The sequence below is a fragment of the Fertoeibacter niger genome, assembly GCF_009380135.2.
GTDB classification, from domain to species: Bacteria; Pseudomonadota; Alphaproteobacteria; order Rhodobacterales; family Rhodobacteraceae; genus Fertoeibacter; species Fertoeibacter niger.
Genome location: NZ_WHUT02000006.1, coordinates 87,796 through 110,619, shown reverse-complemented (window position 1 = coordinate 110,619; position 22,824 = coordinate 87,796). Strand labels below are relative to the sequence as shown.

The window sequence follows — 22,824 nt, the reverse complement described above, 5'->3', positions numbered from 1 at the left end:
TTTTTCAGGTTTGTGAATGAGGTTGCCCGGCAGCGGCGCCCGAAATCCGGTGCACCCAGTCCGCGAGGTTCGAAAGCCAGACCAGCAGCGTCGGCACCACCACAAGGGTCAGCGCGGTGGAACTGATCAGCCCGCCGATGACGGCCTGCGCCATCGAAGCGCTTTGTTCGCTGCCCGGATGGATCGCGAGCGCAAGTGGCAGCATCCCGAGGATCATCGCCAGCGTTGTCATCATGATCGGGCGAAACCGGGTGACGCCCGCCTCGGCCAGCGCCTCGCGCAGCGGGTGCCCGGCGCGGCAAAGCTGGTTGGCGTGGTCGACCAGCAGGATGGCGTTCTTCACCACCAGACCCATCAGCATCACGATGCCGATCATCGAATAGAGATTCAGCGTCGATCCCGCGACCAGCAGCCCCAGCACCACCCCCGAGAACGCCAGCGGCAGCGACGCCATGATCGCAATCGGCTGCAGAAAGCTCGCGAACTGGCTGGCCAGAACCATGTAGATGAAGACAACGGCCAACCCCAGCGCCATGACCATGTCGGCCATCGTGTCACCCATCAGATCGGCATCCCCCCCGACAGTGATCGAGATGCCGGGCGGCAGATCCAGCGCCGCGATGGCGTGGTCGATGTCGGCCATTGCCTCGCCAAGGGTGCGACCGTCCAATCCCGCCGAAAGGGTGATGGCGCGGATGCGATCCTTCCGCTCGATCCGGGTCGGACCGAGATTTTCGGTGTAGTTTGCCACCTCCGACAGGCTGATCAGGCGTCCGCCTGCCGCCGCCAAGGGAAGGCGTGCGATCTGGTCGGGATCATTGCGCGACGCCTCGGGAAGGCGCAGCACGATCGGCTCGATCACTCCGTCGCGCCATTTCAGGTCCGCCACCTCTTCGCCGTCGACAAGACTGCGCAGCGCCGCGCTGACCGTTGCGGCGGACAGGCCGAGGTCGCTGATCACATCGGGCAGGATCAGGAAATCCACCATCGGCCAGGCCTCGCCGGTGGAAAGCCGGACGTCCGTCAGCCCCGGCACGGCAGAGACCGCCGTCAGGATCTGCGCCGACGCCACGTCCAGATCGACGGGATCGGTCCCTGAAACGGTCAGATTGACCGGCGCATCATCCGCGCCCACCCCGCCCGCAGCGGCAATCGACACCTCGACACCGGGAACCTGCGTAAGCCAGTCGCGCAGGACCGGCACCAGCCCTTCGGCCGATGCGGTGCGCGCGCCCGGTGGGTTCAGCGTCACCACCAGCGCCGCCTCGTTCGAAGCGGCTCCGTTGCCCGCCGCGACCGTCGTGTAAACGCTGGCCACTTCGGGCAATTTGCGCAGCAGACTGGTGAGTTGCGTCGCCTTGAGCGCGGTGTAGTTCTGCGACGACCCGACTGCGGTCTTTACGGCGATGTCGATGCGGCTTTCATCGGTCTTCGGCAGAAACTCTGATCCGACCTGCGGCAACAGCGCCAGGGCCCCGAAAAACGTGGCAAGCGCCAGCGCGATGGTGGTCTTGGGCCAGCGCAGGCTATGGCCCAGCACGTGGCGGTAGCCGCCGGCCATGCGTTCGAAGGCGTGCTCGAACCTTTCGATGGCACGGCCCACCGGCCCACGCCTGGCCCCGGGCTCGGAGTCCGGATCATGCCAGACGCTCGACAGCATCGGGTCCAACGTAAAGCTCACGAACATCGAGATCAGAACCGCAACAGCCACGGTGACGCCGAACTGGACGAACATCCGCCCCACGATGCCTTCCATGAACGCCAAGGGCAGAAACACCGCGCACAGCGCCAACGTGGTGGCCAGCACGGCCAGACCTATCTCGCGGGTGCCGTCCAGCGCGGCGGCGGCGTGGCTTTTGCCCATCCGCAGGTGCCGGGTGATGTTTTCCCGCACGATGATCGCGTCGTCGATCAGGATGCCGACCGACAAGGTCAGCGCCAGCATCGACAGCATGTTCAGCGAGAACCCCAGCGCCGAGATTACCGCCAAGGTTCCCAGAAACGAGATCGGCAAGGTCAGTGCGGTGATGACGGTTGATCGCCACGAGTTCAGAAAGACAAAGACGATCAGCACCGCCAGAACGGCGCCTTCTAACAATGTAGCGCGCACTGTTTTGTAAATATTGCGAATTTCCGTCGACGCATTCAGCAGGATGTCGATCCTGACGCCCTCGGGCAGGCCGGATACGTTCAGCGTGTCGATTGCGGCTTCGACCTTGGCGGCAAGATCGACGATGTTCGCCCCGTCGACCTTGATGATGTCCACGGCCAGCGCGGCCTGGCCATTCTGAAACGCAAGGCTGTCAGCATCCCGGCTGGTCCGCAGGACCATCGCCACATCCGACAACCGCACCTCTGCCCCGCCCGTCCGCGCGAGGATCAACTGACCAAGCTCGGCGGGTGATCGGGCCTCGGAATTGACCTGAACCGGGCGCGAGGCGCTGCCGCCGCGAATTTCGCCTGCCGCAGCCAGAAGGTTGCCGTCACGGATCGCCGCGATCACCTCTGCCACACTCAGCCCATGTGCCCGCAACCGGTCGGGATCGACCTGCACCTCGATCTGCCCTTCGGTCGCGCCGATCAGCGTGGCAGCACCGACGCCTTCGACAGCGGTCAACGCGGGCAGGATGACATCACGCGCCAGCCGGGTCATCGTGTCCGGCGGGTGTCCCGGTCCGCTGATCGCCAGCGAAAGAACCGGATCGTCCAGCGGGTTGAACCGCACCACCTGCGGGGCATCGGCGGCAGCGGGCAGATCGGGCACGACGGTTGCCAGCCGGTCACGCACGTCCTGCGCCGCCTGTCGGCTGTCGGTTTCCAGCGTGAAAAGGATCACGACCGAGGAATGGCCCTGCGCCGAAGTTGAAGTCACCGTGTCGATCCCGGCGATCGTGCTGACCGCATCCTCGATGGGGCGGGTGATCTCCGCCTCGATGGCTTCGGGCGTGGCGCCTGACCACGGGGTCGAAACCACGACCACCGGGAAATCCAGCGGCGGAAAGCGGTCGATCGGCAGGGTTCGCCAGGCCGCAAGGCCAAGCACCACGATGGCAACCATCATCATCGTGGTGAAAACGGGCTGCGCTATGCTGATCCGGGTCAGGAACATCGGTTCATTCCCCAACGACCCGCACAGGATCACCCGGCGCGAGGTTCAACAGCGGCAAACGGGTGATGATGTCGCCAGCGGCCAGCCCGCCTTTGACCGCGACCATATCTCCGGGCCAATCGGCCCCCGGTTCCACCGGAACCAGAACCGCGACACCCTCGCGGATGGCGAGCACATTGGCCGTGCCGCCCTCGGGTCGCAGCGCCGTGCGCGGCACGGCGACACCTTGGGCTTCCTGCCGCGAAACAACCTCTCCGATCAGAAAGCTGCCGCCGGGCAAGGCATGGGTCCGATTGTCGATCTCGAACCAGACCGGCACGGCCCGCGTTCCCGGTGCCGTCTCGGCCCCGATCCGGACAAGGCGCGCCGGTATCCTGACGGACGGATTTTCAGCAAACCAGAATTCGGCCCGAAGCCCCGCACGAAGACTGCCCGCCTGCGCGATGGGAACCAGCGCCATGACGGAAACCACGGAAAGATCGGCAAGTTCGAACAGCGCATCGCCCGGATTGACCAGTTGCCCCGGCTCGACCCAGCGGCTGATGATGTGCGCGTCGTAAGGGGCCACGACTTGCGCGCGCGCCAGATTGGCTTTGGCCTGAACAATGCGGCTTTGCGCGGCGGCGATCTGGGCGTTCAACATGGCGACAGCGCCTTGTGCCTGTTCAAGCGCGGCGGGCGCGGTTGCGCCGCGTTCGGCAAGGCGCGCCGTCCGCTCCAGCGCCATGGCCGCATGGCGCCGCTCGGCAACCAGTCGGGCCATTGCCGCCTCTTCCCCCTGCAACGCCAGTTGCAGATCGCCACGCCTGATCGTCAGAAGTGTCGCGCCGGCCAGAACCTGCTCGCCGGGTTGCGGGCTGACCTCTGCCGCGACACCACCCACTTCGGCCGAGAGGGTGACACGGCGCAGCGGCCTGACCTCGCCGGACAAAGCAATGGTTTCCCGCAGGTCCGTCGGCGCGACGCGAAACAGTTCGGCGGGATCAAGCATCTTCGGCAGCGGCATTTGCCCGGCAAGGGCAGGCGGCATCAAGGTGACCTGAGGGCCCGCCGGGTAGGCCAAGATGACTGCCGCAGCCAGCGCAACGACGGTCAGCGCAGAATAGGTCCCGCGACGTCGAAACTTCGGGGCTGTGGCAAGGTTGGTGTGCGTGTCGGCGGGCAACATGGCGAAACGTCCGGTTTGGCTGATCTGATGCCAGCCTTTTGCTGCCCGAACCTTGTGCCAACATTGCGCAGTTGGCAGCGTTCGCAGAAAACCTCAGACCATCTGCTGTGCTGCGGCGTCCCTGTCCGCCAGCGGAAAGCGAAGCACGAATTCGGCACCACCATCGGCCGAGTCGCCCACGGCGATGCTGCCACCGTGCCGATTGACGATCTGCTGCACCAGATGCAGCCCAAGCCCCGAGCCGCGGGCTTCGGAACGGCGAAAGAACGGCTCGAAAATCTGCACGCGGTCCGCAACCGCGATGCCGGGGCCGCTGTCGGAAACAACGACCGTGGCCGGAGCGCGCACATCAACCTCAATCGACACGCCATCCCCCCCATGGGCAATGGCGTTCTGCACCAGATTGATGACGACGCGCTGGATCGCCTGCCGGTCCCCCAGAATACCCACCGGCTGCTGCGGCACATCAAGCGACAGGTCGGCGCGCGTGGCGATGGCCAGCGGCGCGATTTCTGTCACCGCCTCGCGCACCAGATCGGCCAGATCAAGCCAGTGATGGACGGATGTGTCATCGTCCAACCTTTCAAGATCCAGCAACTGGTTCGCAAGCGCGGATAGCCGCGCGACATCCAGCGTCAGCCGCCGTTTTTCGGGCCCTTCGGGCAACTGCTCGATCCGCAACATGAGAATTGCAACCGGCGTGCGCAGTTCATGGGCGGCGGTGGCCAGAAACCGCTTTCGCCGCTCAAGCCCCTCGTCAAAGCGCGAGAGGGCGGCATTCATCGCCCCGACCATCGCCTGCAGTTCCGGCGGCACGTTGGATTCGGTCAGGCGGGTTCCCGGCTGGTTGATGTCGATGCGCGCGGCCTCTTCCGCCACGCGCGACACGCCTTCAAGATCCCGGCGCAGCAGCCACGGGATACCCAGTGCCACAACCGTCGTGACGACCGCAAGAACCGTCAGGTAATAGGGATTGATGTCTTTCAGCCGCCCGATCACCGGGCTGAGCGTGGGTCCGCCCCCGGTCAGGATCGACACGGGCCCCACCGCGCTGGACTGGCGGGCCCCGATCATGCCGCTGTCAGGCCGGCCGGGTTCCCAATAGGCCTCGACGTCGACCACCGCGCCCACATCGCTGAAAAGTGCGTGAACACCCTGCGGGATCGGGCCGTATTCCACCCGCCGTCCCGCGCTATCGCCGACCATGAACCAAAAGCCGGGCGTTGCGCTCATCTCGGCCAGAAAAGCTGAACCTGGCGATAGATAAAGACGCGCGCCGTCCGCCTGCAGATTTTCGGCAATCTTGGCCAGAACGGCTTCGTCCAGTTCATAGATGCCGCGCCGGTCGGGTTCGGGAATGGCCACGATCACCACCACCAGCGTCAGCGCCAGAACCTGCAACAGGATCAGCCGCCGCGACAGCCGCGAAATGAGCGAGCTGTGACCCCGCTTCATTCGGTTGGCCTCAGAAGATAACCGATGCCGCGCAAGGCATGGATTTCAAGACCGGCCGACTCGATCTTGCGCCTGAGCCGCGAGATGTGGGAATCGAGGGTATTGGACGCGATATCGTCGTCATAGCCAAAGACCGCCTGTTCCAGCACGTCACGCGGCACGACGCGCCCTGCGCGAAGGATCAGCGTCTCGAGTACCAGCAGCTCGCGTCGGGGCAGGTCCAGCGGTGTCTCGCCGATCAGGGCCGTGCGATGACCGACGTCAAAGACCAGCCCGCCCAGCGCAATCCTGTCCGGTTCCACCGCAGCCGGGCGGCGTGCAATGGCCCGCAACCGTGCCAATAGCTCATCAAGGGAAAACGGCTTGGCCAGATAGTCATCCGCGCCCTTGTCGAGCCCTTCGATCTTTTGCCGCGAATTGCCAAGTGCCGACAGCACGATCACCGGGCAATGCATGCCGCGCTTGCGGATTTCAGCAAGCAGCGTCAGCCCGTCGCCATCCGGCAGGGTGCGATCCAGAATGATGGCATCATAATCCACGCCTAGGGCTGCCTCTTTCGCGATGCCGAGTGTGGGCGCAAGATCGACAACGAACCCCTGGCGGGAAAGTCCGGTGGTCAGCATTTCACCCAGACTGGGTTCATCCTCGACAAGCAGAATACGCATGACGCCTCCGGACGGAAGGTTTACCGCGCGAACATTGCGCGAGGATTGCGGCAAGGTCGACAGGGCAAGGCGCATCGGGCGGTCATCCCGCACCACGGACAACGCGCGCGGACCGTGATCGGAAAGGAACATCGGATGCCTCACCCTGTGGTCGCCCCAGATCGCGAGACGGGGGCGGCATTGGTCGATCACGTGGCGGGCGCGGGGGGCGGCCCGGCTTCGGACGCCACAAGGACACCAGAGGCCAGACATTCAAACGCGGCGATCGCCTTGCGCAATGTTGCCGCCGGATCGTCGCTGGCGGCCACCCACAGCGCCGCGTTCAGGGCCATGCCGTTCAGAAGCCGGGCCAGTGCCTCGATGTCCACGGGCTTTATCAAACCCTCGCTCGCGAGGTCTTGCAAGGTTGCGATGGTCGCCTGAAGGCAGCGGTTCTGGCTGGGCCATTGCGACGGATCGCCTAGCACGGACGGGCCATCCAGCAGCACGATCCGCTGCACGTCCGGTTGCAGCGCCATCTCGATGTAGGCCGCCCCTTCCGCCAGCAGCCCCGCCCATCCCCCGCCCGCCCGCTGGCCCGCCAACTGCGCCTGTGCGGCCATCGCGGAATCGATCTCGTCCACCACCGCCGCCAGCAAACCGCGCTTGTCGCCGAAGTTGTGATAAAGCGCGCCGCGCGTCAGGCCGGCCTCTGCCGTGAAGTCGTCCATGTAGGCCCCCGCAAAACCCTTTTCGGCAAAGGCCTTGCGCCCTGCCGCAATCAGTTTCGCCCGTGTTTCCTCCATCATCGCGGTTCTGATGTTGGGTGCCATCTTTGTCCTCCAGTCGCATACGCAACGTATGCCAGTTGACATACGCGGCGTATGTCCATAGGTCACATACGTAGCGTATATGAAAGCGCCACATCACACCATCGGTCAATGGAAAGGGCACAAGATGCCGCTGAAAAACGAAACGATCTTCCCCGCCAACCGCCATGCCCTGTATGAGGCGCACGGCTATTCGGCCGCAGTCAGGGCGGGCGATCTGGTGTTCATCTCGGGCCAGGTCGGCAGCCGCGACGACGGGTCAGCAGAGCCGGACTTCCGCAAACAGGTGCAACTCGCCTTCGAAAATCTCGATGCCGTGCTGAGGGCGGCAGGTTGCAGCATGGATGACATTGTCGATGTCACCACCTTCCACACCGACCCAGAACAGCAGTTCGCCACCGTCATGGACGTGAAGAAGGACGTATTTCCCAGTGCCCCTTACCCGAACTGGACGGCTGTCGGGGTGAACTGGCTGTCTGGTTTCGACTTCGAAATCAAGGTCATAGCAAGGGCGCCTGCGCAGACCTGACCCACCGGGCAACCAGCAACGCGGGCGGTCCCATGACTGCCCGCGCATCGGCCCCGATAGCCAAGGGCCTCGGCGATGCCGGTCGGGCGGCCAAGCTCTGGAGGATCATGCAAGACTTCCGGACGATGTTTCTACCGCCCCGGCACCCTTAGCATCCAGATTGAGCCTGTGAACCGCGACACCTTCGCATGGAACAGGGCTCTATCATGTCAGGAACCATCTCTCTTGATGACTACCGCTTGCTCGGTCGATCCGGGCTGCGGGTTTCACCGCTTTCGCTGGGCACCATGACGTTCGGCACCGACTGGGGTTGGGGCGCGGACGAGGCAGAAGCCGCGCGCATCCTTGCCGCCTATGTGGATCGCGGCGGCAACTTCGTCGACACGGCGGTCAACTACACCGGCGGCTCGTCAGAACGCATCCTTGGCCGTCTGATAGCCGACAAGCGCGAGCGCATGGTGCTCGCGACGAAGTTCACGATGGCGCGCGATCCGGGCAATCCAAATTCGGGCGGCAACCACCGGCTGAACCTTGTGCGGTCGGTGGAGGCGAGCCTGCGTCAGTTGAACACCGACCGCATCGACCTGCTGTACGTCCACGCCTGGGATTTCACCACGACACCCGAAGAAATCATGCGCGCGCTGGACGATCTGATCGGCGCCGGGAAGGTGCTTTACCTCGGCATCTGCAACACGCCGGCGTGGCGGATCGCCCAGATGCAGACCTTGGCCGACCTGCGGGGCTGGTCGCCCTTTGTCGCCCTGCAGATCGAATACTCTCTGGTCGAACGCACGGTAGAACATGACCTGATGCCCATGGCACAGGCGATGGGTCTGGGGGTGCTGCCGTGGTCGCCACTGGGCGGCGGCATCCTGACCGGCAAGTATACCCGCGACGACCTTTCGGACGCGAATGATGCGCAGGTGTCCAGTGAACGCAAAGGCATCATCGCCTCGACCGGCCATCTGAACGAACGCGCCTTGGTCATCGCCGATGTGGTCGGCCAGATTGCCGAGGAAACCGGCGCAAGCCGCGCACAGGTGGCGCTGGCATGGACCCTGCGGCACCCCGCCGTCGCCTCGCCGGTCATGGGCGCGCGGACGCTGGCGCAGGCCGAAGACAACTTCGGCGCGCTGGAGGTGGCGCTGACCGACGCGCAGATGGCCCGTCTGGATCAGGCAAGCGCCCCTGCCCCGGTCTTTCCCGCCCGTTTCACCGCGCGTCCGATGGTGCGGCAACTCATCACCGGGGGCGCGTCGATCACGGCGCGGGACGCCCGTTCACCGGACCGGATGACCGCGTGACACGGGCCGCTGCGCACCGCGTGTCCTGGCTTGGGCGCGCGGGCGCAGGGCGAGGCGACTGACAGCCTGAACAGGTTGAACACCCGACACATGAGAAAGAACGAGGCCATGTCAGACACCATCACCGAACGAAGCCTGCGGGCAGACGATCCCGGGCTGCCGGCGCGCGTGCGGGCGCTCATCTGGATCGGCGAGATCGGGATCGCCCGCGAGAACAACGCCGCCATGGAGCAGTTCTTCCATCCCGACTTCCGTTTCCACGGGCCGGAAGAACCCGCGCTGACACGCGAGCATCTGTGGGGCTATTTCGCGGCGTGCCGCGCCGCCTTTGACGACTTTGCCGTGACGCGGCAGCAGATCCTTTCAGATGGCGGCGATTACCTCGCGGCGCGTTCGACCTTCTCGGGCGTGTTCGTCAGGCCGTTCACGGCATCGCCAATCGGCACACTGCAACCGACGGGCGGTCCTGTCACCTACAGGATCAACAACGTGTTCCGCTACGGCCCGGACGGAACCCTCGTCGAGGAATGGGCGCAGTATGACAGCCTCGTCGTGCTGAAACAGCTCGGCGTCGATGTGACCCTGCGCCACCGGGCCCTGCCGACCACCGGCGTTTCGCCAAGCAAGGCATAGCCCGCCCTGCCCCCCCACACACAGGAAAGGAAGACAGAATGTTCACCATCTTTGCCACCATCATCGCCACCGCAGCGGGCGCGCACGGTGCCACGGCAGCCTGCGGGTTGCCCGGGCCGCAGCAGGCTGCCGAACAGCGCGCAGAGATCTGCGTGAAACCGATCCCCCCGACGCTCGTGAACCAGACCGAGGATACCATGCAGTCGCAGCACGCTGAAAACGCAACCGAGCCGCATCCCTATGTCGGCATGTGGGTTACAGGAGACGGGCGCATCCGGCAGGAACTCTTGCCGAACGGGCGCTATGACGAAGCCCGGGGCAGGCGCGCCAGTGCCTATGTCGGCCGCTACGAAATCACCGGCACAAGCATCTTCTACTGGGACGACAGCGGCTTTACCGCAGACGGCGAGTTCGTGGACATGAACACGCTGCATCACGGCGGGATGATCATGTACCGCGAGCAATCTGGCCAGTGACAGGCGGCGGCCCGAAATCGGGCGAATGCCACCCCGCGCAACTATCTGGCCGCGCGCAACGCCCGGCCAGACGCGACCGAACCCTTCCCGCAACAGCTTAACCACCTGAAAGGAACACGACATGTATCGCACCTCTCTTGTGTTTCTCGCACTTGCGACCGCTCTGCCCGCCTCGGCGCAGCAGATGTGCCCGGATGAGGGCGCAAACTCGCCATCGGCGCTGCATGAAACCTGGATACTCGAAGGCTGGGAAAAACGCCGCGGCGACCCGACCTTTGTCTTCGCCGAGAAGCTGGGACGCTACTACGAACTGGACAGCCCGGGTGTCTACTACGACGACCTCGCGCCGGGACAGGCAACCATGCGGACCCCGGCAGAATACGGCGCGATGTGGGAAGGACCGTTCAACGCGATGCTTTCGGCCCTGCACGGAATTTCCGATCCGGTGCAGGCCATCGTCGGCGACCGCGTTGCGTCCACCACGCTGGAATTTGTCGCACAACTCGAAGCGCCGGACGGCACTTTGACAGCCATCTTCGACCGCTCGCAACTGGGGTGGGAGTGCGCGACCGACGGCCGATGGGTCATTCGCCACGAACACAACTCTGCCCGCGAGGCGACCGTCGAAGACATCGCAGAGTTCTTGCAGCCAGCGACAACGGACTGAGCGGCACCGGCAAGGTGCCCCCACCTTGCCCGCGGTCCCGACAGACCTGGTTGATGAATCCGCCGCCGCGCGTGCGTGGGGCGGGAAGAGGATCGTCCTTCAAAGGGAATGATCCATGCAGCATGGCATCGGCGCTGCGGTGGCGCCGGGGCCGATCCTTCAGAAACTGAAAGAGGTTATCATGAAACAAGCACTGCACACCCTCCTCCTCCCCGTGGTTGCCGCATCTCACCTGTTCGCGGCTGCGCCCGTTCTGGCCGCCAGTGACGCAGCAGCGACGGAAACAAGCAACACGGCGGTTGTCCGCGGCGCGTTCGACGCATGGGCCGCCCAGACCGGCAGCGTTTTCGACATCCTCTCTGAAGATGTGGCCTGGACCATCCCCGGCTCTGGCCCGGTGGCTGGCACCTACATCGGCCGGCAGTCCTTTCTGGAGGATGCGTCGCTTCCGCTGGTGAACCGGCTTGCAACGCCCATCGTTCCCGAGGTTCATCACATCTGGGCCGTAGAAGACCGCGTGATCATCCGCTTCGACGGAACCGCCACCACGACATCCGGTGCGCCCTATGAGAATCAGTTCGTGTGGATCTTCCGCATGGAAGACGGCGTCGTTGTCGAGGCCGAGGCGTTTCTGGACCTGATCGCCTACCAGAACGTCGTGGAAAACAACGAACTGCGCGCAGACTGATCCGCGGAAGGCCAAGACCTTGCAAGGCGGCACCCACAGGTGCCGCCTTCTTGCGTGGCGCCGGGGCCGCCATCGTGCCTATGACCCCTCGCCCAGCCGCCGCCTGAAGTCTTCCAGCAACCAGCGGCCCGCAGGCCCCGGCACACGATCCCACAGGTGGGCGGCATAGGTGGTCAGTGGTGTATCCGGCCCGCGGACATCGTCTGAAAGTTGCAGCCTGACCAACGCGCCCGACGCCAGACTGTCGGCGATCAGATGCAGGGGCATCCTGCACCAGCCAAACCCGGCCAGCAGAAAGTCCATCCGCCGCGCAAGATCGACAAACCGCCACTGTGCCATCCCCGTCAGACCGTAACTCGCGGCATCCCGGTCAACCGGATCGGCAAGAACCAGTTGCACGTGCTGTTCCAGATCGCTGCGTTCCAGCAGCCTGTTCTCTGCGGCCAGAGCATGCCCTTTGGCCGCGACCGGCACCATCTCGGTCCGGATCAAGGGCGTTGCGCAGACATCGTCGGGGACCGTGGGCAAAAGCAGGCCGATCGCCAGCGAAACATCACCACTGCGCAACCGACGCAGGGCGCCGCCAAGGCCTTCGGTCGAAAAGCTGATCGGCAACTGCGGCCAACGCGCGTGCAAGGCGCGCAGGCTGTGGATCAGCGGCGCCGAGGGGACAAGCGGATCGATGGCCAGCGCCAGTTCCGGCTCCAGTCCGTCGCGCGTTCCTGCGGCCACCGCCTCGAACCGCGCGGCGCTGGACAGCACGGCACGGGCCTGCGCCACCAGAACCCGCCCGGTCGATGTCAGGGCCGGGCGATGGCCGCTGCGGTCGAACAGCGTGACCCCCTGCATGTCTTCCAGGGTCGCAATCGATTGGCTGATCGCAGATTGCGCCCGCCCAAGCCTGCGCCCGGCGGCAGAAAAGCTGCCCAGATCCGCGATCGTCACCAGGATGCGCAGTTGGTCGAGGCTAAGGTTTCCGATCATGATCCATCGCTCAAACCGATAAAGACGATCACTTTTACATCGCTTTTTCAGAAGATCGCCAGAGGCTATCTTGGCGGCATGCAACGATCACCCATCACGAACCTTCCGCCCATCAACCCTGCACGGGGTTCGACCAGAGCATCCGTATAAGGCACCCGGCCTGTCGGCGGGCCAACCCAGCCTCAGCCCCGATTGAAGCGCGTTCTTTGCGCCGTGCCGGAACAGAAAAGCCCCCTCCAAGGCGGAACGATCCGGTTCGTTTCAGCCGACAACCCTTGCAACCCAGAGTATCAAAATGACAAAACTCCTCCTCATAGAAACCAGCCCGCGCGGCAAAAGCTCGATTTCGCGCAACATGACGGCCCGCCTTGTCGCAGGGTGGCGGGACGCCAATCCGCACGGCCAGATCGTCACCCGCGATCTTGCATCCACCGATCTGCCGCACGCCACGATGCCGTGGCTGGCCGCCTATTTCACGCCCCCCCACGCGCAGACACCCGAGATGGCGGCGCAACTCGCGCTGTCCGATCTGTTGGTGCGGGAACTGCTTGACGCGGACAGGCTGGTGATTTCGACCCCCGTCTACAACTACAACATCCCGTCCAGCCTGAAGGCGTGGGTTGACATGATCGTGCGCAAGGGCATCACCCTTGGCGCCGATGGTCAGGGCCTGCTGACCGGCAAGAAGGCCACGGTCGTCATCGCGTCCGGCGGCGTTTACGGCCCGGGCTCGCCGATTGCCAACCGAAACATCGCCCCCAATTACATGAAGCTGATCCTGCAAGTGATCGGCATCACCGATGTGGAGATCATCCACGGCGAAGGTGCAAAGGCCGTGGATCTGGGGGCCACGACGATGCAGGCGTTCGTCGACGGCCATGCCGACCGGCTGACACAGGTGGTCGAGGCGTGATCGCCCTGCGCTGATGCAAGTCTAGACGCTGCGCCCCGATAGGGACGAGCCCCACCAAGACGCACACGGCTGTCTTGGTGGGGTCCATCGCAGCGCCCCATCGTCCGGGGCTTTTGACGTCAGGCCCCCAGAAGCCAGCCCGGATACTCGGCAGGAAGTCGGCTGACGCTGTCGAGCACCCGCATATCCTCGGCGTCCAGCGCAATGTCGACCGAACGGACGTTCTCGCGCAGTTGCTCGACCCGTTTGGCCCCGAGAAGGACCGTTGACACGGCACGCTGTTGCAACAGCCAGGCGATTGCGATCTGGCCGGGGCTGCTGTCGTGCTTTGCGGCCACGGACCTCAGCACCTCGATCAGCCGCTCGCCACGAACCCGGTCGATCGGGGGAAAGTCGAGTTCCGTCTGACGGCCACCCGCGCCATCACCGCCGCCAGAATACTTTCCCGTCAGATAGCCCCCTGCAAGCGGGCTCCAGACCATCAGGCCGACCTGCTCTGACTGCAAGAGCGGGATCAGTTCGCGTTCCGCGTCACGTCCGACCAGCGAGTAATAGGCCTGAAGCGACGTAATCGGCGCCAGATCCTTCGCGGCTGCGATGCCGATGGCCTTCATGATCTGCCAGGCGGCCCAGTTGGACACCCCGACATAGCGGACGTCCCCGGATCGCACGAGGCTGTCCAAAGCCTGCAGCGTTTCTTCGATGGGCGTGGCGGGATCGAAAGCGTGGATCTGGTAAAGGTCGATATGGTCCACGCCAAGCCGCCGCAGGCTGGCATGGCACTCTGCCATCACATGACGGCGCGACGCCCCGCGTTGCAGCGGCCCCGGCCCCATGCCCGACCCGACCTTGGTGGCCAGGACGATGTCGTCGCGCAAAAGGCCGAGGTTCCGAAAGGACTGGCCCAGGATCTCTTCGCTGCGCCCGGTCGCATAGACATTGGCCGTGTCGAAAAAGTTGATCCCGGCCTCGACCGCCGCCTTGACCAGCGCGTCGGCCTCGTCCTGCCCCAGCCGTCCGACCTGGCCCCAGATGCCATCTGTGCCGCCAAAGGTCATCGCGCCAAAGCATAGCTCTGACACGAACAACCCGCTTTTGCCAAGTTTCCGCATCCGCATTGTGTCTCTCCTTGTGTTCCGATGGGGATTTTCCCCCGCGTTGAGGGCCGCGCCCATGCCGTGAAGCGGGCGCGGCCGATGGGTCTAATCGGCCACCACCTGCCGCGCGCCGGTTTGGGCGGCCTGTTCCACGGCCGCGACAAGGCGGCTGTTGTGCAGCGCATGCGCAAAGCCCGGTGTCGTGAAGGTCCCGTTTGCGATGTCGCGCGCCAGCGAGGCATAGACCTCGCCCACGTTGATCGCGGCACCGGTCCAGAAATCGGCGGCGGTCGGGCCCTTTCCGGTCGCCACCGGCGCGTCGGGTGCTGCGAAATCCACGTTGGCGGTCAGCGTCAGGGCACCGACCTGCACCCCGGCCAGATGATTGCCCTCCAGTCGCAGCCAACCTTCCGACCCGCGCAGGGTGAAGGTGAAGAGCGCCTGATCGGCGGGCACACCGGCCAGAACCTGCACGGAAACGGGCGCGCCGCTGCTGGTGCGGGCGATCAGATCGACATGGTCCGCAATGTCGCGCAGCGACGTCTCGCCGGTATCGACGATCTCGATCTCGGGCCACAGGGTCTGGGTGCGCGCGTCAACCTCGACGATGCGGCCCATCACGGCCTCGATCACATCCAGCACATGGCCGGTCGTGATGGTCATGAAGCTGGCGCCAGACGCGGCCTTGTTGAAGTAGTCATAGGCCTTGGGCGATTGCGGGCCATATCCGAAAGTCGTGGCGCCAACCCGTGCCGACATCAGCCGCCCGAGTTTGCCCGACGCCACAAGTTCCGCCGCACGCCTGACCGACGGATTGTGCCGCCCCTGCAACCCGATGGCGGTATGCAGCGACCCGGCCGCATCGGCCATCTCCTGCGTTTCGGCCAAAGTGGCCCCCAGCGGCGCCTCGCTGTACACCGCCTTGCCGGCCCGCAGCGCCGCCATCACCAGATCGCGGTGCGCCGGCACCTTGACCGCGACCGTGACCAGATCGATGCGGTCATCCGCGATCATCGCATAGGGGTCGGCAAACCAGCGGTCCGCGTTGAACACCTCTGCCGCGGCCTTGGCACTTTCCTCGCGACGGGTGGCAACTGCGGCCAGCCTGAACGCGGGCTGGGCCTGCAAGGCAGGAATATGCGATGCCCCTGCCCAACTGGCCTGTGTGTCCGCACCGATGATTCCGACCCTGATCTGATTGTTCGCCATGTTCGTTGCCTTCTTAAATGGTTGCGCAGTGACGCCATGTGGGTGGCGTTTCCGGAACATAGGACCAGGGTGACAGCCGGGGTTACGCAGGATCTATCAGAGGGTGGCCCGATCCTCTCACTCGTGGCGAAGGTCGCCGGATCTGCCCTGCCCCCCTCGCGCAGTTTTGAGCCGATCGGGCGCGCTGCTGATAGAAACTGCATAGTCACGGTCGCGGTAATCTGGTGGACTGGGCGCAGGCGCAGGGGCGGATCATCTGGCCACCCAGCCGGGCGGGGCGGGGCGCGACGGCGCAAGACCGCCGGGTGCTTGCGCAAAAGATCAAGAAATGCAGGGCTTTCAGCTATGGCAAAACCGACCTTCACTGACCTTTTGACAGTGATCGAGCGCTATGCGCGCTATGATTACGTAACACCGATCGAGGGCCTGAAAGTCGGCCGGACCGACCTTCCGTCAGAGGTCGGCCATTCGATCTATCAACCGTCGTTCGGGCTGGTGGCGCGGGGGGTGAAAGAGATGCTGGTCGGAGAAACCCGGTTTCACTATGGCGCGGGCGACTCGTTGCTGTGCGCCGCGGACGTGCCGGTGACATCGCAGGTGACCGAAGCCAGCCCGGCAGCACCCTACCTTGCCATCCACTTCGACATTGACCCCTCTGTCGTCGCCGATCTGTTGCGGGAACAATCGGAGGTCCGGCCCAAGGTCGATGAAAGCCGGATCGCGGGCAAGTATCCGCTGGACCCCGATCTGATCGACCCCCTGATCCGGTTGGTGTCGCTGATCGACCGGCCGCGCGACATTCCCGTGATGGCGCCCCTGATCCGGCGGGAAATCATCTGGCGGTTGCTGCACACCGAGCATGGCCCGCTGCTGGGCCAGCTTGCTTTTGCCAACGGCCATGCCACGCGGATCGCGCGGACAACGGCGTGGATCCGCGAAAACTATGCAGCCAGCCTGTGCATCCCGGACCTCGCGGCGCAGGCCAACATGAGCGTCCCGAGTTTCTTTCGGCATTTCAAGGCCGTCACCTCGATGTCGCCCGTCCAGTTTCAAAAGCGCGTCCGCCTGCAAGAGGCACGGCGCGGCCTGACCAGCGCCAATACCATCGCGGCGGTCGCCTTTGATGTGGGCTATGAAAGCGTGTCGCAGTTCAACCGCGACTATCGCCGCCTGTTCAACCTGACACCCAGCGATGATGCCGCAACCCTGCGCGCCACCCTGCAGCCAAGGCCGGTTGCCGTGCGTCAATCCGCAACGGCCTGAACACCCCTGCACCCGGGCCTGACCCAATAAATACCCAGATGCGCCGCCTTTGGCCGCATCGCTTTTGCCTGCGAGCACTGGAGAGGATCAATGACTTCTGACCGCCGAATTCTTGAAAAGGAGGCGCGCCGGGGCTGGCCGCACCCTGCGGCTTGGCTTTGCGCCGCGGGGCTGGGCGTGGCCTTGATTGCTGGCACGTCGGGCGCTGTGGCGCAGACCGTTTCGGGGGCGGTCAGCACGTTTCCGGGCGGAAGCGCCGAGATCAGCGTCGCGCAGGTGCGGCAGATGAGCGTGGTCGTGCAAGCTGCGGGCACCGTCATCTACACCGATCCGACCGGCGGGGCCGAACGCTATGCCGCCCATCCGCCCCCCGACCTGATCCTGGTGTCGCACGAACATGCGGAACACTACGATGCGGCGACTCTGCAACAGTTGCTTCAGCCGGAAACCATCATCGTGGTCCCGCCCTTTGTGAGGGATCTGCTGCCGGAAAGCCTTGCGGGCAGGGCCGTGGTTCTTGGCAACGGTCAGCATGTCGATCTGGGGGAGATCGGCGTCTCGGCGGTCGCGGCCTATGGGTTGCGCGGCCCGGCGCAGGTCTGGCATCCGCAGGGCCGTGGCAACGGCTATGTGGTGACGGTCGATGACAGGCGGCTGTATTTCGCCGGATCGACCGATGCCGTTCCCGAAATGCTGGCGCTGGAAGATGTCTTTGTGGCCTTTCTGCCGCTCTATCCGCCCTATGCCCTGGGGCCGGACGAGGCGGCGGCGGCGGTGGCGGCGTTCCGGCCCGCCAGTGTCTATATCTATCAATACAACAGCAGGGCCACCCGCGACGCGTTCGAACAGGCAATGACGCACGCCGCGCCCGAAACCACCGTGGTGCTGCCAGAAATCACGCGCTGACTGCTGCGGTGTGGCGCGTCGGCCCGCCAAACCCCGCTTTGCCTCGGGGGGAGGATGCGGCCAGCGCCGGTCAACCCGCAAAAAACCGCGCCCCAATCCCAAAGGGTCGGGACGCGTCACACCGCTGTCAAGCTGGTGCAGGGCCTGCTGCCCGCCACGCCCTAACCCGCACGGATCGGCATGGTGGGCGGCTGTAGCCTCAGTCCGGCATGCTGACCTTCAGCCCCGTCCACCTTGCGGCAAAGGCCCAGCGATCGGCAAACTCGTCCACCACCATTCGCATCGGCTTGCCTGCGCCGTGACCGGCCCGGGTTTCGACGCGCAGCAGATGCGGGTGCGGCCCAAGGTCGGCAGATTGCAGCGCGGCCACATACTTGAACGAATGTGACGGCACGACGCGGTTGTCGGTGTCAGCGGTCGTCGCAAGGATCGCGGGATAGCTGGCACCGTCCCGGATCGTGTGCAGCGGCGAATAGGCGTGAAGGGTCTGAAAGTCGGCTTCGACCTTGGGATCACCGAATTCCTGCACCCACATGCTGCCGCTGGTAAAGCGTTCAAACCGCAGCATGTCCAGCACGCCCACACCCGGCAGCGCCGCCGCGAAAAGATCCGGCCTCTGGTTGACGACGGCACCCACCAGCAGGCCGCCGTTGGATTCGCCGTGGATCGCAAGTCCGTCCGCCGAGGTGATGCCTGACGCCTTCAGATACTCGCCAGCCGCGATGAAATCGTCAAAGCTGTTCTGCTTGTCAGCCCGCCGGCCGCCATGATGCCAGGCGCTGCCATATTCCCCGCCACCGCGGATGTTGGCCACGGCATAGACGCCACCCTGTTCGACCCAGGCGATGGCCGCCGGCGAATAATGCGGCACGATGCTGATCGCAAAGCCGCCATAGGCATAAAGCATGGTCGGTGCAGGGCCAGTCACATCCTTGCGGCGCATCACAAAAAGCGGCACGCGCGCGCCATCCTTCGAGGTGTAGATATGCGGCTCGACAATGATCCGGTCCAGATCAATGTCCACATTTGGCGCGGCCCAGACCGAGCTGCGGTTCGCCCCCACCTCAAGTCGGTGGATGGTCAGCGGCGCGTCATAGCTGGTGAAGGCAAAGAACGCCTCGTCGTCGCCCGGCTGGCCCTGAAATGCCCCCGTTGTGCCCGGACCGGGAAGGTCGACCAGCCCTTCGAATGTGCCGTCCAGCGTGTAACGTTCAACCCGCGACTGGGCATCCACCATGTAGGACAGAACGATCCGGTCGCCAGCGACGATGGCCGAGCCTTCACGCAGCACGGCATCGGGCTTTTCGGCGATCAGGTCGGTGAACTGCGGCGCGGCGGCGTCGAGATTGATCGTCACGACCTTGCCGCGCGGCGCGTCCTTCTGGGTGGCCCAGATCATGTGCGGGCCGATATTGCCCAGCAACACCCAGCTGTCATCGTAGCTTTCGACAAGCGTCACGGGCGACAGGTCGGCGTCATTTGTGTCGATGACCGTCACCTGGGCTCCGCCGGTCAGGGCGGATGTGTAGATGATGATGTAACGCCCGTCCGACGTGACATCGACGGTATGGAGCAATGGCAAACCGGGGGTGGGCGCATGGATCAGACGATCCTCGGCCTGTGGCGTGCCCAGCCGGTGAAAATAAATGGCATGCCCGTCTATCGGCGCATCAAACCCGGCATCTGCCGCCGGTTCGGGAAACCGCGAGTAGTAAAAGCCCGCACCATCGGCCGCCCAGGCGATGTTTGTGAACCGGGCCCATTCGATCTCATCATCCAGTATCGTGCTGGTTGCCGTATCCATCACGCGGATGGTGCGCCAGTCCGTGCCACCGACCTGCACGGCATAGGCCACGTGCCCGCCGTCGCTGGAAGGCGCCCATTCCGCAAGCGCCGTCGTGCCATCTGCGGACCAGGTGTTGGGGTCGATCAGCACGCGGTCGGGTCCATCCACACCGTCGCGCAGGATAAGGCGCGGCTGATCGTCCATGCCGGAATTGCGGATGAAGAAGTATTTGCCGTTGCGCTTTGCGGGCGGCAAGGCCGTTTCATGGTTGAAATGCGCGGTAAGCCGGTCGCGAAACACGTCCCGCCCATCCAGTGCCGCCAAATACGGCGCGGATGCCGCATTCTGTGCCTCGATCCATGTTGCCACCTCGGTGTCCTGCCGTGGGTCATTCTCCAGCCAGCGAAACGGATCGGGGACCGTCACACCGAAGTGGTCTTCGACGATGGCGTCTTGCCTCGTGTCCGGATAGGTCATGGGCGTCTCCTCATTGGCGTTCACTGGGCCGGTGGCCAGTAGCAGGAACAGTGTCAGTGCGGATGTGCGAAGGGCTATCCCTTTGTGCGCGGGGCGGACGGGCGGGCGGCTATGCGCCGCGCAGCCGTTTGCCGTCCCGGCTGGCCGGGGTCTGTTGCGTGTCACGTTGGTCTCTCCTGTGCCGTGCTGGCCTCGGGCCAGGCTGAAGCGCGGGCGCCGGTGGCGCAGGCCGCGCCTTTTAAGCGATGGGGTCGCAGATGGGCAGGGTGCTGGCCGCCCGGATGGCCGCGGCGATCCGGGCAGTCGTCTGATCAAGGTCCATCCGCAGGCCCTCATGGATGACGGCGACGCTGATCTCTTCGTCGACCAGACGGATGGCCGCGGTGATGGCTGCGGCACACAACCTGACGTCGAAACTGTCTGGCGCACGCCGCGACCGCGCGGCGATGACCTCGATCAGCTGTTGTTCTGCCTGATGGCAGGCCATCAGCCACGCCGAACGCAAGGCAGGTTCCCTGTGCAGGATGGACAGGATGCGCACGGCGGTGATGGCATCGTTGATGTTGTCGGCGTCCGAGGCAAATGTCGCCATCACGCGCCCCAGATAGGTCTCGAGGCCAAGCCCCCTTGGCCATTCGCGCAGCAACGCCACGAAACGCAGCTCTCCGACCGTCAGCACGGGTTCCACGCAGGCTTCTTTCGACCGGAAATACCGCCAGACCGTGCGCTTGGATATGCCAGCCGCCGCGGCGATGTCATCGCCACTGGTCGCATCGAAACCCTTCATCCAGAAAAGCCGCGCCGCATGACGGGAAACGGCAAGCCGCGCCTCTTCCAATCTCGATTCGTCGATGGCTGCCTCCATGTCTGCGGTGCGTCTGACCCAAACCGCGCAGGTAAGCGGCGGATTGGCAAGATCAACTGCCGGTCCGATGGCAAAGGTTCTTGCCCGCGCCGCGAAAGGGAATGGCACGACAAAGCTGTCAATCCCGCCGAAGCGCTGTGACGCGATGTGCATTGTCGCCATTTCCTTTCCGGTGCGGGGGGATCAAAGCAAATGCGCCATGGGATGCCGCGTGGCGTGGGGATCAGTTTTCGCGGTTTTCCCGCATCTCCTGGGCGAGGCGCGCCGTCTCCTGGGCGATCCGTGCCTGTTCCAGCAACAGCAGTTGCTCTTGGTCACGGCGCTGTTGTTGCTGCAGCATGCATTGGGTATGTGCGGGCGACCCATAATTTGCCCCCATCGCGCTGCAGACGCCCTGGTCCTGCTGGGTGTTTGCAACTGTCTGCTGCCCTGGCGAGACGCAGCCGCCAAGGGCCGCGACGACGGCGCCTGCGCCGCCATATGTGCGCAACTTGGTGAAAACTGATCGTGGAGTGAGGTTGGTCATGGTTGGTCGTCCTGTTCGAGTGGGTGGCTAGTGGGGTCCGATGTGTGATCTGAGTCGCTACGCCACTTAGTGTGTCACTTAGTGCCACAGTAAATGTCACTAAGTGACACGGCGATCAAGTGCAGAAACGGACAATGACGTTGGGTCATCCACCCGGCACGGCCACGGGGCCAAAACAGGCGGGAAGTGTCCCTTGTTCAAGCAGGGCCAGCCATCGCCCTGCAGGCCGGTAGATTCCGCGCCCTTCAGCCGGTCATCGCCATGTCATTTCTGGCGACGATCTTGTCGCGCAGCTGGCTTGCGTGGCGGGCGGGTGGCATGCCGAAGATCCTCGCGTAGTCGCGGCTGAACTGCGACGGGCTTTCATACCCCACGCGAAAGCCTGCACTGGCAGCATCCAGTGCCTTGCCCACCATCAGGCGCTGCGCCTCTTGCAGCCTTAGCCGGGTCCGGAATTCGATTGGCGTCATCGAGGTGATCGCCTTGAAATGGGCGTGAAAGCTTGACCGGCTCATGCCTGCAATCTCGGCCGCGTCGTCAATCGGGCAGGCCTCGTGAAACTGGGTTCTGATCCACAGGATCGCCCGGGAAATCTGATTGAGACGGCTGCCGTCGCGGGCCATCTGGCGGATGGTCGGGCCGCTGCTTTTGTCGGTCATCAGACGATACAGGATTTCGCGCATGATCAGCGGTGCCAGCGCCTCGATGTCGTCGGGCGTATCCAGAAGCGCGACAAGACGATGCGTCGCATCAAACAGCGCAGGAGATGTCGTGTGCAGTTGCAGACCCTCCTCCACCGGTGCGTCGGCGTCGTCGAGGCTTGGAAACTTCAGCACGAGGTCGCTCAGCACTTCCGGGTCAAGCGCGATCTGCAAGCTGAGATAGGGCTCGTCCGCTGTCGCCGTGACGACCGATCCCATGATGGGCAGGTCCACCGATGCGACCAGAAAGCTGGCCGGGTCGTAAAGAATGTCCTTGCCGCCCAACACCACGCGCTTGCGACCCTGGGCGATCATGCAAAGGGTCGGCTGATAGACGACGGGCATGGGCAAGGTCGGCGCCGAGGCGCGCGCCAGTTGGACACCCGGCAAGGCGCTGGGGTGCAGCCCGTCCTCTGGCACGTGGCGGCTGATGATGTCGGTCAAGCTGGCGACTTTGTCTGCAATCTCTTCTGACATGGGTGCATCCTTCAAACGGGGAATTTCGGGGCAGTCCCTGATCTGGATGAAAGCCGACGCGCTGCCTTCGTCCTGCAAAGAAAGGCGGCCGCGCCTGCGCGGCGCGGCCATCTGGTG

Annotated in this window: 21 protein-coding genes; 9 read left to right on the top strand and 12 right to left on the bottom strand. The window is 64.5% G+C overall.

Features of this window, described 5'->3' with window-relative positions; translation table 11 throughout:
- Positions 1 to 4: 4 nt before the first annotated feature.
- The 5 genes from GEU84_RS11450 to GEU84_RS11430 form a co-directional block, all read right to left on the bottom strand.
- Positions 5 to 3,109: an efflux RND transporter permease subunit gene (locus tag GEU84_RS11450; protein WP_152825490.1), complete on the bottom strand. Its 3,105-nt coding sequence runs from the start codon at positions 3,107 to 3,109 to the stop codon at positions 5 to 7.
- 4 nt (positions 3,110 to 3,113) lie between these two features.
- Positions 3,114 to 4,115, bottom strand: coding sequence for an efflux RND transporter periplasmic adaptor subunit (locus GEU84_RS11445; RefSeq protein WP_174539806.1), 1,002 nt, complete (start codon positions 4,113 to 4,115; stop codon positions 3,114 to 3,116).
- 255 nt (positions 4,116 to 4,370) lie between these two features.
- Positions 4,371 to 5,732 (bottom strand): sensor histidine kinase, encoded by a 1,362-nt coding sequence (locus GEU84_RS11440; RefSeq protein WP_152825484.1) that lies wholly within the window; start codon positions 5,730 to 5,732, stop codon positions 4,371 to 4,373.
- The gene (locus tag GEU84_RS11435) at positions 5,729 to 6,472 is read right to left on the bottom strand and encodes a response regulator transcription factor (RefSeq protein ID WP_241427659.1); all 744 of its coding nucleotides are present in this window, start codon (positions 6,470 to 6,472) and stop codon (positions 5,729 to 5,731) included. Before GEU84_RS11435 ends, GEU84_RS11440 begins: the two co-directional genes overlap by 4 nt.
- A 113-nt stretch (positions 6,473 to 6,585) precedes the next feature.
- Positions 6,586 to 7,209 carry a TetR/AcrR family transcriptional regulator gene (locus GEU84_RS11430; protein ID WP_241427658.1) on the bottom strand — a complete coding sequence of 208 codons (624 nt, stop codon included), beginning with the start codon at positions 7,207 to 7,209 and terminating at the stop codon, positions 6,586 to 6,588.
- Positions 7,210 to 7,333: 124 nt separating this feature from the next.
- Here GEU84_RS11430 and GEU84_RS11425 point away from each other — a divergent pair, with 124 nt between their 5' ends.
- The 6 genes from GEU84_RS11425 to GEU84_RS11400 all read left to right on the top strand — a co-directional run bounded on the left by GEU84_RS11425 (position 7,334) and on the right by GEU84_RS11400 (position 11,503).
- Positions 7,334 to 7,735, top strand: a complete 402-nt coding sequence (locus tag GEU84_RS11425; protein ID WP_152825481.1) for a RidA family protein — start codon at positions 7,334 to 7,336, stop codon at positions 7,733 to 7,735.
- A gap of 206 nt (positions 7,736 to 7,941) precedes the next feature.
- A complete protein-coding gene (locus GEU84_RS11420; RefSeq protein ID WP_152825479.1) occupies positions 7,942 to 9,039 on the top strand; it encodes an aldo/keto reductase in 1,098 nt (365 codons plus the stop codon).
- 108 nt (positions 9,040 to 9,147) lie between these two features.
- Positions 9,148 to 9,672 (top strand): ester cyclase, encoded by a 525-nt coding sequence (locus GEU84_RS11415; protein ID WP_174539804.1) that lies wholly within the window; start codon positions 9,148 to 9,150, stop codon positions 9,670 to 9,672.
- Between the two features lie 38 nt (positions 9,673 to 9,710).
- Positions 9,711 to 10,148: an Atu4866 domain-containing protein gene (locus tag GEU84_RS21110; protein ID WP_152825474.1), complete on the top strand. Its 438-nt coding sequence runs from the start codon at positions 9,711 to 9,713 to the stop codon at positions 10,146 to 10,148.
- A 121-nt stretch (positions 10,149 to 10,269) separates the two neighbouring features.
- Entirely contained in the window at positions 10,270 to 10,815 is a 546-nt protein-coding gene (locus tag GEU84_RS11405; protein ID WP_152825470.1) for a Cif family virulence factor, read from the top strand.
- Between the two features lie 115 nt (positions 10,816 to 10,930).
- A complete protein-coding gene (locus GEU84_RS11400; RefSeq protein ID WP_217438557.1) occupies positions 10,931 to 11,503 on the top strand; it encodes a nuclear transport factor 2 family protein in 573 nt (190 codons plus the stop codon).
- 78 nt (positions 11,504 to 11,581) lie between these two features.
- Here GEU84_RS11400 and GEU84_RS11395 read toward each other — a convergent pair whose 3' ends face one another.
- Positions 11,582 to 12,487 carry a LysR family transcriptional regulator gene (locus GEU84_RS11395; RefSeq protein WP_152825468.1) on the bottom strand — a complete coding sequence of 302 codons (906 nt, stop codon included), beginning with the start codon at positions 12,485 to 12,487 and terminating at the stop codon, positions 11,582 to 11,584.
- A 295-nt stretch (positions 12,488 to 12,782) separates the two neighbouring features.
- On the opposite strand from GEU84_RS11395, the gene GEU84_RS11390 reads away from it, so the two are divergent.
- Positions 12,783 to 13,400, top strand: a complete 618-nt coding sequence (locus tag GEU84_RS11390; protein ID WP_152825466.1) for an FMN-dependent NADH-azoreductase — start codon at positions 12,783 to 12,785, stop codon at positions 13,398 to 13,400.
- A gap of 119 nt (positions 13,401 to 13,519) precedes the next feature.
- Here the strand turns inward: GEU84_RS11390 and GEU84_RS11385 are convergent, their stop codons facing one another.
- Complete coding sequence (locus GEU84_RS11385) at positions 13,520 to 14,518, bottom strand: aldo/keto reductase (protein ID WP_152825464.1); 999 nt, start codon at positions 14,516 to 14,518, stop codon at positions 13,520 to 13,522.
- Positions 14,519 to 14,602: 84 nt separating this feature from the next.
- Positions 14,603 to 15,706 (bottom strand): Gfo/Idh/MocA family protein, encoded by a 1,104-nt coding sequence (locus GEU84_RS11380; RefSeq protein ID WP_152825461.1) that lies wholly within the window; start codon positions 15,704 to 15,706, stop codon positions 14,603 to 14,605.
- Positions 15,707 to 16,051: 345 nt separating this feature from the next.
- On the opposite strand from GEU84_RS11380, the gene GEU84_RS11375 reads away from it, so the two are divergent.
- Both GEU84_RS11375 and GEU84_RS11370 read left to right on the top strand, forming a co-directional pair.
- Positions 16,052 to 16,969, top strand: a complete 918-nt coding sequence (locus tag GEU84_RS11375; RefSeq protein WP_152825458.1) for an AraC family transcriptional regulator — start codon at positions 16,052 to 16,054, stop codon at positions 16,967 to 16,969.
- Positions 16,970 to 17,059: 90 nt separating this feature from the next.
- Positions 17,060 to 17,875 carry an MBL fold metallo-hydrolase gene (locus tag GEU84_RS11370; protein WP_152825455.1) on the top strand — a complete coding sequence of 272 codons (816 nt, stop codon included), beginning with the start codon at positions 17,060 to 17,062 and terminating at the stop codon, positions 17,873 to 17,875.
- 199 nt (positions 17,876 to 18,074) lie between these two features.
- Here GEU84_RS11370 and GEU84_RS11365 read toward each other — a convergent pair whose 3' ends face one another.
- From GEU84_RS11365 to GEU84_RS11350, 4 genes are all read right to left on the bottom strand, one after another.
- Positions 18,075 to 20,138 carry a prolyl oligopeptidase family serine peptidase gene (locus GEU84_RS11365; RefSeq protein ID WP_152825452.1) on the bottom strand — a complete coding sequence of 688 codons (2,064 nt, stop codon included), beginning with the start codon at positions 20,136 to 20,138 and terminating at the stop codon, positions 18,075 to 18,077.
- Between the two features lie 238 nt (positions 20,139 to 20,376).
- Positions 20,377 to 21,003 (bottom strand): TetR/AcrR family transcriptional regulator, encoded by a 627-nt coding sequence (locus tag GEU84_RS11360; RefSeq protein ID WP_217438556.1) that lies wholly within the window; start codon positions 21,001 to 21,003, stop codon positions 20,377 to 20,379.
- 223 nt (positions 21,004 to 21,226) lie between these two features.
- Entirely contained in the window at positions 21,227 to 21,529 is a 303-nt protein-coding gene (locus GEU84_RS11355; protein ID WP_152825448.1) for a hypothetical protein, read from the bottom strand.
- Between the two features lie 245 nt (positions 21,530 to 21,774).
- Entirely contained in the window at positions 21,775 to 22,818 is a 1,044-nt protein-coding gene (locus tag GEU84_RS11350; protein ID WP_217438555.1) for an AraC family transcriptional regulator, read from the bottom strand.
- Positions 22,819 to 22,824 lie beyond the last annotated feature (6 nt).

Excerpts from the sequence above, each read along its gene's own strand:
- GEU84_RS11450 (WP_152825490.1), bottom strand. The coding sequence starts at position 3,109 with ATGTTCCTGACCCGGATCAGCATAGCGCAGCCCGTTTTCACCACGATG.
- GEU84_RS11445 (WP_174539806.1), bottom strand. The coding sequence starts at position 4,115 with ATGCCGCTGCCGAAGATGCTTGATCCCGCCGAACTGTTTCGCGTCGCG.
- GEU84_RS11440 (WP_152825484.1), bottom strand. The coding sequence starts at position 5,732 with ATGAAGCGGGGTCACAGCTCGCTCATTTCGCGGCTGTCGCGGCGGCTG.
- GEU84_RS11435 (WP_241427659.1), bottom strand. The coding sequence starts at position 6,472 with ATGCGCCTTGCCCTGTCGACCTTGCCGCAATCCTCGCGCAATGTTCGC.
- GEU84_RS11430 (WP_241427658.1), bottom strand. The coding sequence starts at position 7,209 with ATGGCACCCAACATCAGAACCGCGATGATGGAGGAAACACGGGCGAAA.
- GEU84_RS11425 (WP_152825481.1), top strand. The coding sequence starts at position 7,334 with ATGCCGCTGAAAAACGAAACGATCTTCCCCGCCAACCGCCATGCCCTG.
- GEU84_RS11420 (WP_152825479.1), top strand. The coding sequence starts at position 7,942 with ATGTCAGGAACCATCTCTCTTGATGACTACCGCTTGCTCGGTCGATCC.
- GEU84_RS11415 (WP_174539804.1), top strand. The coding sequence starts at position 9,148 with ATGTCAGACACCATCACCGAACGAAGCCTGCGGGCAGACGATCCCGGG.
- GEU84_RS21110 (WP_152825474.1), top strand. The coding sequence starts at position 9,711 with ATGTTCACCATCTTTGCCACCATCATCGCCACCGCAGCGGGCGCGCAC.
- GEU84_RS11405 (WP_152825470.1), top strand. The coding sequence starts at position 10,270 with ATGTATCGCACCTCTCTTGTGTTTCTCGCACTTGCGACCGCTCTGCCC.
- GEU84_RS11400 (WP_217438557.1), top strand. The coding sequence starts at position 10,931 with ATGCAGCATGGCATCGGCGCTGCGGTGGCGCCGGGGCCGATCCTTCAG.
- GEU84_RS11395 (WP_152825468.1), bottom strand. The coding sequence starts at position 12,487 with ATGATCGGAAACCTTAGCCTCGACCAACTGCGCATCCTGGTGACGATC.
- GEU84_RS11390 (WP_152825466.1), top strand. The coding sequence starts at position 12,783 with ATGACAAAACTCCTCCTCATAGAAACCAGCCCGCGCGGCAAAAGCTCG.
- GEU84_RS11385 (WP_152825464.1), bottom strand. The coding sequence starts at position 14,518 with ATGCGGATGCGGAAACTTGGCAAAAGCGGGTTGTTCGTGTCAGAGCTA.
- GEU84_RS11380 (WP_152825461.1), bottom strand. The coding sequence starts at position 15,706 with ATGGCGAACAATCAGATCAGGGTCGGAATCATCGGTGCGGACACACAG.
- GEU84_RS11375 (WP_152825458.1), top strand. The coding sequence starts at position 16,052 with ATGGCAAAACCGACCTTCACTGACCTTTTGACAGTGATCGAGCGCTAT.
- GEU84_RS11370 (WP_152825455.1), top strand. The coding sequence starts at position 17,060 with ATGACTTCTGACCGCCGAATTCTTGAAAAGGAGGCGCGCCGGGGCTGG.
- GEU84_RS11365 (WP_152825452.1), bottom strand. The coding sequence starts at position 20,138 with ATGACCTATCCGGACACGAGGCAAGACGCCATCGTCGAAGACCACTTC.
- GEU84_RS11360 (WP_217438556.1), bottom strand. The coding sequence starts at position 21,003 with ATGGAGGCAGCCATCGACGAATCGAGATTGGAAGAGGCGCGGCTTGCC.
- GEU84_RS11355 (WP_152825448.1), bottom strand. The coding sequence starts at position 21,529 with ATGACCAACCTCACTCCACGATCAGTTTTCACCAAGTTGCGCACATAT.
- GEU84_RS11350 (WP_217438555.1), bottom strand. The coding sequence starts at position 22,818 with ATGGCCGCGCCGCGCAGGCGCGGCCGCCTTTCTTTGCAGGACGAAGGC.